The following is a 12,958-nucleotide window of genomic DNA, read 5'->3' as shown; positions in this document are numbered from 1 at the left end:
GCAGTTCCTCTCGCGCTACAGTTGTGCGCGAATATTAACGCTGAGGATGTTATGCAACGCAGGGATTATCGAGCTCTAGCCACTCAGGTTGGCAAATTAATGAGCCCCAATAAACCGGCCGTTAAATTGAAGAAAGCTGTCAGGATTGGGCTTTTGAGCCTTCCGGTCGGCATTGCTCTTGCGTTTCCATCCACTGATGTGAACGCGCAGACCGACGACGGCAGGAGAGTAGCGCTGGTCATTGGTAATCAGGATTACCAGTATGTCACGCCACTGGACAATCCCGTCAAGGACACAACGGAAATCGCCAGGATCCTCCGGGAGGCGGACTTCGACGTAACTGTTGGCACCAACTTGGACAAGAAGGATCTGGAGCAGGTCGTCCGCCGCTTCCTTCGCGAGCTGAATGATGGCGATACCGCTCTGTTCTATTACTCAGGTCACGCGCTGCAGGTTGGCGACGCCAATTTCATTCTTCCCGTCGATGCGAAGCTATCGTCTCAATATGATCTGGAGTTCGAAAGCCTCAACGTTTCCAATCTCCTCGACTACATGAAGGCTGCGTCGAGCCTGCAAATCGTCATGCTGGATGCGTGCCGTGACAATCCGTTCGAAATCGCCAGCCTTTTTTGGGGTGAGGAAGAATACTCGCTCGGCAAGACCAGAGGGCTGCGCCGGATTCCGAACAAGCTCGGCACTTTCATTTCCTACGCAACGCGTCCGGGTCAGGTTGCCTATGACGGCAAAGGTCCGTTGAGTCCGTTCACATCCTCGGTGGTCGAGAATGCGCTCGATCCGGCGCTCGAAATCAAGGACCTGATGACCAAGGTTCGGGACGATGTGGTGCGCAAGACCGGTGGACAGCAGATCCCCTATGAGGATTCTACACTCGTCACCAGTTTCTACTTCGTGCCGCCCAAGCCGGCGCCGATCGTGACGGCCCATCATAGAGTGAGTGTCCCGGCATCCGCGGATCCCGTGCCGATTGGAATACCCGAACCGGTCCAGCCGGAAGGCGGATGGCTCAAGGCGAAGCTCACCCTGGTTCCCGAAAAGGGGTCCCTGAAGCTTCCCGGCGGAAGGGCCGTTGCCGAAGGTGACGTAATCGACGCGGCACAGCTTGCCAGTCTCCAGTTCGTCCCGGAAGGTTCACAGCCAGGCGACGTGGAACTGATTTCCTACGAGGTGGAAGACCAATGGGGCGGGGCAGCGTCGGCGATCGCCTCGATTACCGTGGCGCAGGCTGAAGCGCCGGTTCAGGACAACAAGGCGGATGAAAACCGCACCAAGCGTCTTGAGGCCCTTTTGGCATGGCTTGAAAATGCGGCGTCCAAGGGCGCGGTTGAAGCCGACATCGGTGTTGGCGCTGTACCTGTCTATCCGGAAGCTCCGGTTCAAGATCTGCCGGCCACCAGTGAGTGGCTGAAGGTCGTTTCGGTCGATGCCGATCTGCAGCTTTCTTCCGACAGCCGTCTTCTGCAGGCTGGCGACAGGTTCCCTGTCTCTGCACTTGCGTCGTTGACTGTTCGCCCGCAGATCGGCAGCGAACGCGAAGCGCAGAAATTTGCTCTGGAATTGCCGGCTGTCGAAGGCGAGGCAGCTCAAACCATTACGCAGATAGTGCAGCCCCGCGTCACGCAATGCGACCGCCTGGCAACCCAGCCGTTCGATCTGCAGGCCGTGACGGAAGGTCGTCTGGCAAATGATCTGGATGCGGCTGCAGTGGATGCAGCCTGTGCGGACGCGATGGCATCTTATCCGGAGATTGGCCGTTTCGTTTTCCAGCGTGGCCGTGGTGCATTTGCCGACGGTAACCTGCAGAAGGCAATCGGCTACTTTGAACAGGCCTACCAGATGGGGCACGTCCGGGCAGGCCAGGTGCTGGGCCGGATGTATTTTCTGGGCGCCGGCATTGACCGTGACCGCAAGAAGGCCGTCGAACTTTATCGCAAGGCTGCGGAGCGCGGCGACGCCTATGCGCTTCATTCCCTTGGAATGGCTGAAATCAAGGGCGAGGGTACCGCACAAAACGAAAAGGACGGGCTGCAGAAACTGCTTCAATCGGTGGAAGCAGGGCACACGTTCTCGTTCAATGCCATCGGTGGGTTCTATCTCAATGGCCAGCACGTGGAAGAAAACATCGACCGTGCCGTTTATTACTACAATCGCTCGGCATCGCGGGATGACATTTACGGCTTCCTGAACGTGGGAACGCTCTATCGCGATGGCAAAGGCGTGCCGCAGGATTATGAAGCGGCACTTGGCTGGTTCATGAAAGCGCACGAAGGTGGCCATCCCGCCGCAGGGACCGCCATCGGACTGCTTTATTACAACGGCCAGGGTGTAGAGAAAAACGACGAAGAGGCGACGCGCTGGTTCCGCGAGAGCGCCCAGCATGGAGACCCCTGGGGCGCGTTCAACACTGCGTGGATGCTCGGCCAGAAGAATGGAGAAGCGGCCGGGAAGGACCGTGTTCGCATGCTGGCCATGGCAGTGGCTGTCGAACCTTCCTCGCAGGCTGCGGACCAGGCAAGGAAAGCTCTCGGCGAAGCGGGGAAAAACCTCAAGGCGAAGGTGCTGCAGCAAACCCTGACCGACCTTGGTTTCGATCCGGGTCCGGTCGATGGTCAGCCTGGCCGGAAAACCCGTGAGGCCCTTGCGGAGTTTTTCAAAGAATCGGGACGCTCGCCTACCGACGGCGACCAAGCCCTGATTGCACTGATCAAACATCAGTGGGAACAGGATCGTCCCAGATATGATCTGTTTTAATCACTGAAGGAGATAGTCAGGTGAAAGCCTTTTTGTATTTATTGCCGGTCACCGGAATGCTCGGACTGATGCTCGCAGGATGCCAGACACAGCAAAACCCGGCTCCGCAGACAGTAACGCAGCCAGTATCAGCTCCTTCAACGAGCACTCGGGCATCCAGACCCACGTACGACCCGATCAACGACCCAACCGCACGCGATAACGACAATGGCGGTGGCAACAGCGGCGGCGGCAACAGCGGCGGTGGTAATAGTGGCGGCGGTGGCAACAGCGGGGGTGGCAATAGCGGCGGAGGCAGCGGCGGCGGCGGCGGTGGCGGCCCGAGCGGAGGTGGCGGTGGTAGCTGGGGCTGACCTAGCGCAGAAAAGGTAACACCGATGTATGTTTCAATTGGCCTGGCAACCAGACGAGATGTCTGGGCCAGACTGTGCGGCCTGTTTTTCCTTGCAGTAAGCTTCAGCACGTCTGCTGATGCCGGGCAGTGGCGTGCGCTTGTCATTGGCGTGGATGCCTATCAGCATGTATCGCCTTTGAAAGGGGCCGTGAATGACGCCAGGGACATTGCCGAAACATTGACCGCCGCCGGTGTTACCGATCTGACCGCGTTATTCGATGAAGATGCGTCCAGGCAGGCCATTCTGTCGTCCTGGGAAGACATGATTTCCCGATCCGATTCCGATGATGTTCTTGTTTTGTCCTACGCGGGGCACGGAGCCCAGGAGCCCGAATGGGTAAAGGGATCGGAAGAAGACGGCATGGATGAAGTGTTTCTTCTTGCAGGCTTTGACACTTCTGCTCCGGGAAATGGCGAAAGACTGAGAGACGACGATATCGCTGCAATGCTTCGGGCCGCAGGAGGGCGCAATGTGCTGGTCCTGGCCGACAGCTGCCATTCAGGAACAATGACCCGGTCTGTGGACCCTCGTATCACGAAGTTGGGAACACGGCTGGTCGGTCTGCCTCCATTCGAGAACGATGCCCTGCGCTCTCAAGCTCTTCCCCCCATGTTGGCCGAAAACGCGCCCCAGTCCGGGGACGTTCAGGACCTTCCCAATGTCATCTATGTCGGAGCTACAGTAGACGGACAGGTGATCCCTGAATTGCTGATCGGCGGAGAACCGCGTGGTGCGCTGAGCTGGGCGTTTGCGCGGGGTGTTGAGGGAAGGGCAGATCTCGATCGCGATGGCGGAATATCCATGGAGGAGCTTAGCCTGTTTCTGAAGGAAACCGTGCGGGTTGCCACAGAGGGCCGCCAGTCGCCCAGCCTGAGCATCAGCAGTCAAAGCCGCGCCGCTGTCCTGCCACGCGTCAACCAGCAGCTTTTTGTAAAGGAAGCAGGTGTCTTGACCCTCTCCGCAAGCACGGACAAGGCCACGCCGGCGTTGCAGCAACTTGCCCACAAACAGGAAGGCCGCTTGAAAGTGGTTGAGGATGGAACGGCGGATCTGTTCTGGGATGTGGAGGAAGGTGACGTCCTGACAAAATTCGGCGACGTGGTGCTGCGTGGCAAGGCGGCAAATATCGACCGGTTTGCGGACGTTGTGACCAAATGGGGCTTTCTTGCCGATCTTTATGCCTTGTCCCGAGAGCGGCAGCCTATCGAAGGAACGCTCCAGCCCTCTGTCGGTCATATACCCGAAGGCGATCCCTTCAAGGTTGGACTTACCTCGGACCAGGCAGGGAATATGGTTGTGTTCGCACTGGAGGCAGATGGCACGCTGCGTCTGCTTGCGCCCAACAAGAAGGCAGACCCGCTGGGCAAGGACACCATGGTCGAGGCGCAAAGGCCCTACGTGCTGAATCTGCGAGCGGCCTTGCCGTTCGGTGCCGATCACATCATCATGGTGCGGTCATCTAAACCGATGCCTCAATTGGTCGGTGTGTTGTCTGCGCTGGACGGAACACCTCTGAGCGCTGAGCTGACCCCTAAATTGCTGGAGTTGATCAAGCAAAATGCCGATGCCGTTGGTATCGCAGGTGTCTATACGCAGCCTGCCGGCTAAGGTCTGGGATCGGCTACTATCCCGTTGCGGCTGAAGTGAATTTTTGTGACCATGGCCACACTCATTTCGCCATGCTCTGGTAATATCGAAAAATAGTCAGCGCCTGGCTGCAAAATAATGGCCGGGCGCATTGGAAAGACCAGGGAATCAGGAGCCTTTCATGAAAAAGATTTTGAAGCATGCCTGTTCAAGGCGAAGTCTGCGGAGCACTTGTGCTTTCGCCGGTATGATGTTCGCAGTGTCTGCGGGGTCTGCACTTGCCGACCCGATCGCGCTTGTGCTCGACAAGTCGGAAGATGTTGATGTGTCCGCATTCACAGAACTTAAGCCTGGCGATGTCGTGGAGCTCGGTACCGATGGACATGTCGATCTGCTCGATTATTCGGCGTGTCAGGAAGTAAGGATTCAGGCAGGTGTCCTGAAGGTATCTTCCGAAGGCTATACGACCGAAGGATCTGAGCAACAGGTTCTAAGGGCAGGCAACTGCCTGCAGGCCGACAGCGGAACCGAAAGCGAGAAGGCAGACAAAGGCCTGACTGTTACGCTCCGTGGCCTGACGTTGGAAAACAAGAAAGCCGCGTCACTGATGCTGCGTTTCGACAACAAGTTGCGCGATCAATACGACACTGTCTTTGTTTCCTTCGGTGGAGGCGAACCCAAACGCTTCGACATGCTCGACAACATCCTCACCGACATGCCAGACCGCGAGCCGGAAGACGAGGCCGTTGAAGTTGAGCTGTTCCTGCAGGGCAAGGCACCGGACTATGGTGTCGTCATGCGTACGATCACCATAGACCCGGTCCAGGTCGGACGGAAAACCGCTGTCGTCATCGTGAAATGATATTTGGCGGCCGATTTACGGACGCAGCCATGGGACGAAAGCAGCTCATTTTTCTCATCGCATTCGTTGCGGTGGGGGCTGGCATCGCCATCGGTTTATCCGCCCAAAAGGCCATCTGGGAAGGGTGGGTGACAGACCGCCTGTTCCAGATCAAGGCCCTCTTGCACAACAAGGAGCAGGCAGAACCTGCGCCTGTGGTGGTGGTCGGTCTTGACCAGAAAGCCCTCAACTCCGACCGGCTGGCGCCTATACCGCGGGTTCTGATGACCCCGGTTCTGGCGGAAGCCGGGCAAGCGATGTTGAACGCCGGGGCAGTGGCGCTGGGCTATGATTTCGTGTTCGCCTACAGCGCAGATGGTTTTGTGGATCCAAGTACAGGCGAAGCAAGGTTGAAAGGGTTTGACCAGCCATTTCAGCGGTTTCTCTATCAAAACCGGGGCAAGGTCTTTATTGCGCACACCGAAATAGGCGTGCCCCAACGCATGTTTTCCGCTGCGGCCGGTGAGGGAGGGGTGAGGTCGGTCATCGTATCGACGGATAGCGACGGTGTGGTGAGACGGCACGAGCCGCAGTTGCCTCTCGGCGCCTCACCCCATTTGATCGATGCGCTGCTCGGCATTGCGGAGGCAGAGGTCACTGAAACCTATATTCCGGTTCCCTCAGCCCGCCTGGCAACCTCCATTCCATATCTTTCCCTGATCGATGTCTTGCAGCTTTTGGAAAGTGAGGAAGGCAGACAGGAATTGGCCCGGTTTGCCGAAGGTCGGATCGTGCTGTTTGGGGGGCTGCTGCCTTATGAAGATGAGCACCTGTTTTCCGACCGTTTTCTGCCGCATAACGCAGGCGAGCAGGCGGAAACAGGACCAAGCGGAAGGCCTCGGGTGCAGCCTCAAACGGCTGGTGTGTTCGTACTGGCCGATTTCATCGGTGCTCCGCTGGCTGGCAAGATCGTGACCGAGCCGCCTGCCGGGTTTGTTCCGGCTATTGCCGTGCTGTTCGCAGTGATCGGCACCCTTGCTGGCCTCTCCCTGCCATTGTTCGTTTTGCCCTTTGTTGTCGTGGGCGGTGTGCTCTGCGGCCTTGGGGTCAGCCTTGGCGGCATCGAATTTGGGATGTTTCTTTCACCGGGTGTCGCGCCGGTTGCCTTTGTCTCCGCAACCGTTGTCGCCGCTGTCGGAAAAGTTGGCATCCTGCAACGCCGTCAAAGATCTCTGGTCAGGCTCTTCGGTCACTACCTTGCACCCGATGTCATCAAGCTGATGGCGAGTTCAGAACAATTGCCGGCGCTTGGAGGGGAGACCCGGCATGTTGTCGTGGCTTTCATCGACATCGTCGGGTTTACCAAGATGTCGGAGAAGCTCGCGGATCAGGACGTGGTGCGCGTGGTAAACTCCTGTTTCGACAGGATCGGGCAGGTGATTACCGCCCATCAGGGGTACATCGACAAATACATCGGCGATGCCATCATGGCGGTCTGGAACGCACCCAATACGGTCGATCACCCGGAACAATCGGCCGTCGACGCCGCGACAGAAATCATAAATCTGCTCGACCGGTTACGGGAAATCACCGGTCAACCGCCCCTGGACTTGCGTATTGCGCTGAATGCAGGACCGGTCCTGGTCGGTGATATTGGCGGCGAACATCGCCGTTCCTTTACGGTTATGGGAACGACCGTCAACACGGCCAGCCGGGTTGAATCCGTTGCAAAGGACCAGAAGGTTCGTCTGGCGGTCAGCCAGACGGTCGCTGAGAAACTGCCCGGGTCCTATCCGGTTTCGGAGATCTGGCGGGGGCAGTTGCGTGGTCTCAGTTCCGACATTTGTGTTTACACACTGGACCTTCCTGAAATGTACATGGAGCCGGAAGATGCGCGGGTGAAAGCCGGCGAAGAGCAGAACAGGAGCAAGCTGGTGACCTTTCCACGTTCCTGAGGAAGTTCCTTCAATCACAGCATTTTTTGCATCTTTTCCAATCATCCGGCATGATCGGATAACTGTTTTCGGCAGCCTGAGCAGCTTAGGCGCTGCGCTTAAGGTCTCACTATGGTCCAATGGTCTGATAACCAAAATCCGGGTGCAAATCGCCCTGAGTTTGACAGGACCGTTATCCGTCCGTCGCACAAGGCCCCTCCAGCAGCTGGCTCTGCCGGCAACGGGTCGGCGAAGCCAGCCGCTTCAACTGAAAAAGCAGCAGTTCCAAAACGGTCACCCATAATTCTCTATGCCGCACTGGCAATAGGCTTTCTCGTGCTGGGCGGCGCTGCAGGAGGGATTGCGCACCTGATTTCCACCGGCGCGATTTCCCTCTCTCCGCCCGAGGAAGCAGGACCGCAGCAAACCGCCGACACGCTGGCGAGGAGTTCGGAAACGGAAAATGCTCCGCCACAAGATCCAGAGGAAACCGGTGGCACTGACCAGCCCCTTGAAGAGGAGGGTGAGAATGCGGCACTGACCAACGAGGAGGATCTCGACGTCCCGGCTGACCCGTTTTTTGATATGGCTTTGTCAGCCGTCATTCCGTTGGCAGGAGACCCGGTACTCTTGAAAGACGGTGCTGCCAACCGGCGCATCGATCTGTCGGAACGGCCGGTACCTGCTGCTGCAATCGGCGACGGTTCAGCATCAGTGCCATCTGCCGCGGCGTACATTCTCGACAGTCAGATGCTGGACGATGATGGCAATCTGGTTATTCGTGCACCTGGCAGCGAAGCGGACTTTCAATTCGGTAATTTCGGCGGTGGCGACGAGGCTGAGGGCATTGTGGTTGAAGAAGACGCCCGTCCCGCGGACGATAGTTCACCCGACTTGCCGGTGTTCTTGAAACCGTCGACCGACACGCTGAACCTTTATCTGACCGAGCGCCCGATCGGCCAGGGACGAAGCCGGATCGAAGTTCGCGAAGAGGTGGAAAAGCCTGGCTCACTCAAGGATTTTCTGAAAGGCAAGGGCTTTGACGAGGAGGTCCTTGAGCCGCTGGTGAAATTTGTCCGGGACCGTTTTGATAAAGGCGATTTGATCGCGGGCGATAAAATCGCCGTTCGTGGTGTTCGTATACCGAATAAGCTGGGTCGGATCGGCGACTACTACCGGCCTGTGCAGTTATCGATCTACACGCGCGAAGGATACCTTGGGACAGCTGCATATTCAGTCGGCCGAGATGGGGACGGTTATGTCGCTGGCGCCGATCCCTGGTTCGGCAAGACCATCGTTGCGGAGAAACCTTCGGGCGAGGAGGCCAAGCAACCTGCCAGCACTCATCGCCTGATCGACGGGCTTTATGCGACAGCGGTCCGCAATGCCGTGCCCGCTTCTATCGTGGGCGAGGCAATCGCGTATCTCGCTCCGATGACCGACCTCAAGCGGGCGATCAAACCGGACGAAAGGGTCACACTCGTTTTCACGGACACCGCCCGGGACGAGAAGCGTGGTGGTGGCAGGGTGCTCTTTGCTGGTGTTCGGCGGGGAGACGATTGGTCAGTTCGCTGCTACGTGCTCAAGGCACCTGGCAATCGCGGTTTTGCCTGTGTGAACGAAGGCGGCAAGGTCAGCCTGTCGGGTGCGATGCTTGTGCCGGTGAAAGGTGTCCTGACCTCAAAATTCGGGTTGAGGTTTCATCCGATCAAGAAGACCGAACGCCTCCACGCCGGGGTCGATTGGGCGGCTCCCACCGGAACTGCGATTCACGCGGCATTTTCCGGAAAGGTCACTTACCGGGATGTCCGAGGAGGCTACGGCAACTTCATTGAACTTACCCATAAGGGCGGCATCACAAGCCGCTATGCGCATATGCATGAGTTTGCCGACGGTATTCAGCTTGGATCGGTTGTGCAGGCTGGCGATCTGATCGGATATGTGGGAACCACGGGACTTTCTACCGGCCCGCACCTGCATTTTGAAATCAGGCACAACGGCGAACCGACAGATCCGCTGGCCTTCGAAATGGAAACCGGAGCAGATTCACCGCAGTCTGTCGGAAGCAAGGATCTTAAAGATTATCGGACGGTGATCGCCGACATTCTGAGCGTGCAGTGAAACAGGCCTTGCACAAGCGCTGAAATGCCCCAGACTGTGATCCATGTCCCAGTAATTTTTGCAGGAAAGTTCATTCTGGCAAGAGCGTAACAGCACAAGAGGCTGCCATGACGAAACCAGCTGCCCGACTGGGCGACTTACATATGTGTTCGATGACGCCGGTCCCTCCCGGACTGCCGATCGCACCACCTTGCAAGATCAATGTTCTGATCGGCATGCGTCCTGCCGCGAGAATGACGGATCTATGTGTCTGTGTCGGTCCACCACCGGCAAATGTTGATCCCATCGTAATGGGGTCTATGACGGTTTTCCTCGGAATACTGCCGGCTGCACGCATGGGTGACCCAACACTCAAGGGCGGGATGATCACCACGGGTGACTTCACCGTCCTGATCGGTGGCTGACTTCAGGTTTTCAATAATCTGAGAAATTTCTACTGCACAGATTCGAAACGCCGGACAGGTATAAATTCCTGTCCGGCGTTTTCTGTTCGATCCATCAACTTTCCGGTTCGATTTCGATACCGGTCTCTGTGGCCTTCAAGGTAACGCTTTTCAACTCCTCACCGTTCATCTGCGCAGTCAGGAACGCGCGCGAGAGTTTGGGCAGAAGATCGTTGGTCAGAATGTTATCGATCATGCGCCCGCCACTATCCGGATCGCGGCACAGCGATACGATGTAACTCACAACATCTTCACCATAGTTCAGCATGGCGCCCCGGTTCTGCTTGACCCGTTTGACAATGCGGTTGAGCTGCAGCCGGACAATAAACCCGAGCATCGAAGGCGATAGCGGATAATAGGGTATGGTCACGATACGGCCGAGCAGGGCCGGGGGGAACACGTCGAGCAAAGCTGGTCTCAGGGTCTCCGCAAGCTTTTCCGGATCGGGTGCATTGGGGTCAGTCGCCGCGAGTTCCGGATCACTGGAAACCGGCGCATCCAGCATATGGCTTGCCGCATTCATGATGATGTCGGTGCCGACATTCGAGGTCAGCAATATCAAGGTGTTGCGGAAGTCGATCTTCCGGCCCATGCCGTCTTCCATCCAGCCCTTGTCGAAAACCTGGAAGAAAATTTCATGAACATCCGGGTGAGCTTTTTCGACCTCGTCCAGGAGGACTACCGAATAAGGCTTGCGGCGCACCGCCTCGGTCAACCGCCCACCTTCGCCATAGCCTACATATCCTGGAGGAGCGCCTTTAAGACCGGAAACTGAATGCGCTTCCTGGAACTCCGACATGTTAATGGTGATCAGGCTTTCTTCACCACCGTAAAGTGTTTCTGCAAGCGCAAGCGCGGTTTCGGTCTTGCCGACACCGGAAGGACCGCACAGCATGAACACCCCGATGGGTTTGTCCGGATTGCCCAACTGGGCACGGCTGGTTTCGATGCGCTTCGAGATCATCGCCAGCCCGTGAGCCTGACCGATCACCCGTTTGTTGAGACTGTCCGTGAGCGAAAGGATCGTTTGCATTTCATCTTGCACCATCCTGCCGACGGGAACGCCGGTCCAGTCGGAAATAATGCTGGCCACAGCTTCATCGTCGACATAGGCATAAACCATGCGCTCGTCTTCCGGGATTTCTGAAAGCTCCGTGCGCATGGCCACGAGGGCTTCCCGAATGGCGTCTTCGCTGGTCAGGTCGACATCGAGATCAAGCTCGATCTCATCGATAGAAACGAGAGCAGGTTTGTCGTCCTGCGGATCTTCGATTTCCTCGCTTTCCGGGTGAGGCGCAGGATCACCGCCGCGCAGCTTTGCGAGTGCAGCATTCAGGCGCCGGATGCCGGCAACAAGTTTGCGTTCGTTTTCCCATTGCGTGCGGACAGTCTCGATATCGCGTTCGGTTTCCGCAATCGCATCGGAAAGAGCGTCGAGCTGTTCCTGATTTTCCATGCCCAGTTCGGCGTCGTTCGTAAGAGCCTTTTTCTCGGTCTCCAGAAAGCCTTTCCTTGCAACCAGGTCCAGCAATCGGGCGGGCTGGGCTGCTTGCGAAATGTTGACCCGTGCCGAGGCAGTGTCCAGAACACTCACTGCCTTGTCCGGCAACTGGCGCGCTGGAATGTAACGGTGGGACAACGACACGGCAGAGCGAACAGCACTGTCCAGAATGCGAACCTGGTGATGATCTTCCATCGGGCCGAGAAGGCCACGCACCATGGCAAAGCATTTCTCTTCGTCAGGTTCATCAACCTGAACCGGCTGAAAACGGCGGGTCAGGGCCGGGTCTTTTTCAAAATGCTGTCGGTACTCCGACCAGGTCGTGGCAGCGACGGTTCTGAGTGTGCCGCGCGCAAGCGCGGGCTTCAGAAGGTTGGCGGCATCACCTGTTCCCGCTGCGCCGCCGGCGCCGATCAGCGTGTGCGCTTCATCAATGAACAGAATCGTCGGGACGATGGACCCGTGAACCGCATCAATCACCGCACGCAACCGCTTCTCGAACTCGCCTTTCATGGAGGCGCCAGCCTGAAGCAGTCCAAGGTCCAGGGCACAAAGACGTGTGCCCAAGAGTGCAGGGGGAACGTCCCCGGCGACAATTTTCTGCGCGAAGCCCTCAACGATAGCCGTTTTGCCAACGCCGGCTTCCCCAGTCAGGATTGGGTTGTTCTGGCGGCGACGCATCAAGACGTCGATGACCTGACGAATTTCCTCGTCCCGTCCCACGATTGGGTCGAATTCCTCGGCGCGTGCGCGGGCAGTGAAATCCACTGTGAACTGGCTGAGCGCATCTTCTCCAGGACCGCCCGCGGACAGGGGCTCCGATCCCGGCTCGCCGGAGGCTGAACCGGGAACAGGGCCGGAGCCATCGATTGGCCGGGCCCGTACTTCGCCGGATGATCCGGCAATGGCATCCAGTTGGCTCTCTATTTCATCGTGCTTGAGCTTGTTGAGAGCTTTAGACAGCCGGAAAAGCTGCGTCCGCGTGCTCTCGTCCCCAAGGATTGCAAGAAGCACGTAGGCTGTCCGTATCTTGTAGTCGCCGTGGGTAAGCGTTCCAACGAACCAGGCTCCCTGCAAGGCTTCGCGAAAGGGCTTCGACATTGTGGGGAGTTCGGTTTGATTGATCTTCAGTTCCGCGAGGGCAGCCTGCAGATCCTTGTCAACGGCACTCAAATCGACATCGAAATGGCGAAGAATATGAAACAGGTCGGAATTTTCGTTCCGGATCAGATAATAAAGCCAGTGGAGCAATTCGAGATGCCTGTGGCCGGCATCCTTGGTAAGCCGCATGGCCTTGTCCAGGCTTTCGTAGGCAACCGAGTTAATTTTGCTGGTAACTTTTTCAACCGTAATGTCACTCATAATTT

General features: G+C 57.4%; 8 protein-coding genes. 7 read left to right on the top strand and 1 reads right to left on the bottom strand.

Going from position 1 to position 12,958, the window contains the following annotated elements; all coding sequences use genetic code 11:
- The first annotated feature begins 153 nt into the window (after positions 1-153).
- The 7 genes from FMN63_RS26695 (at position 154) to FMN63_RS26665 (ending at position 10,051) form a co-directional block, all read left to right on the top strand.
- Positions 154-2,769: a caspase family protein gene (locus FMN63_RS26695; RefSeq protein WP_162530118.1), complete on the top strand. Its 2,616-nt coding sequence runs from the start codon at positions 154-156 to the stop codon at positions 2,767-2,769.
- 20 nt (positions 2,770-2,789) lie between these two features.
- The gene (locus FMN63_RS29660) at positions 2,790-3,122 is read left to right on the top strand and encodes a hypothetical protein (RefSeq protein ID WP_148587095.1); all 333 of its coding nucleotides are present in this window, start codon (positions 2,790-2,792) and stop codon (positions 3,120-3,122) included.
- 24 nt (positions 3,123-3,146) lie between these two features.
- The gene (locus tag FMN63_RS26685) at positions 3,147-4,772 is read left to right on the top strand and encodes a caspase family protein (protein ID WP_148587094.1); all 1,626 of its coding nucleotides are present in this window, start codon (positions 3,147-3,149) and stop codon (positions 4,770-4,772) included.
- A 160-nt stretch (positions 4,773-4,932) separates the two neighbouring features.
- Positions 4,933-5,613: a hypothetical protein gene (locus tag FMN63_RS26680; RefSeq protein ID WP_209001327.1), complete on the top strand. Its 681-nt coding sequence runs from the start codon at positions 4,933-4,935 to the stop codon at positions 5,611-5,613.
- 29 nt (positions 5,614-5,642) lie between these two features.
- Positions 5,643-7,547: an adenylate/guanylate cyclase domain-containing protein gene (locus FMN63_RS26675; RefSeq protein WP_209001326.1), complete on the top strand. Its 1,905-nt coding sequence runs from the start codon at positions 5,643-5,645 to the stop codon at positions 7,545-7,547.
- Positions 7,548-7,862: 315 nt separating this feature from the next.
- Positions 7,863-9,647 carry a M23 family metallopeptidase gene (locus FMN63_RS26670; RefSeq protein ID WP_162530117.1) on the top strand — a complete coding sequence of 595 codons (1,785 nt, stop codon included), beginning with the start codon at positions 7,863-7,865 and terminating at the stop codon, positions 9,645-9,647.
- Positions 9,648-9,754: 107 nt separating this feature from the next.
- Positions 9,755-10,051 (top strand): PAAR domain-containing protein, encoded by a 297-nt coding sequence (locus FMN63_RS26665; RefSeq protein WP_148587091.1) that lies wholly within the window; start codon positions 9,755-9,757, stop codon positions 10,049-10,051.
- A 94-nt stretch (positions 10,052-10,145) separates the two neighbouring features.
- Here FMN63_RS26665 and tssH read toward each other — a convergent pair whose 3' ends face one another.
- On the bottom strand, positions 10,146-12,953 hold the full coding sequence (tssH, locus tag FMN63_RS26660; protein ID WP_148587090.1) for a type VI secretion system ATPase TssH: 2,808 nt from the start codon (positions 12,951-12,953) through the stop codon (positions 10,146-10,148).
- Between the last annotated feature and the right edge of the window lie 5 nt (positions 12,954-12,958).

The sequence above is a fragment of the Stappia sp. BW2 genome (assembly GCF_008107695.1).
GTDB lineage: Bacteria > Pseudomonadota > Alphaproteobacteria > Rhizobiales > Stappiaceae > Roseibium.
Note: the sequence above shows the minus strand (reverse complement) of the source record. Positions and strands in the feature narration are given on the sequence as shown.

Excerpts from the sequence above, each read along its gene's own strand:
- FMN63_RS26685 (WP_148587094.1), top strand. The coding sequence starts at position 3,147 with ATGTATGTTTCAATTGGCCTGGCAACCAGACGAGATGTCTGGGCCAGA.
- FMN63_RS26680 (WP_209001327.1), top strand. The coding sequence starts at position 4,933 with ATGAAAAAGATTTTGAAGCATGCCTGTTCAAGGCGAAGTCTGCGGAGC.
- FMN63_RS26675 (WP_209001326.1), top strand. The coding sequence starts at position 5,643 with ATGGGACGAAAGCAGCTCATTTTTCTCATCGCATTCGTTGCGGTGGGG.
- FMN63_RS26665 (WP_148587091.1), top strand. The coding sequence starts at position 9,755 with ATGACGAAACCAGCTGCCCGACTGGGCGACTTACATATGTGTTCGATG.
- tssH (WP_148587090.1), bottom strand. The coding sequence starts at position 12,953 with ATGAGTGACATTACGGTTGAAAAAGTTACCAGCAAAATTAACTCGGTT.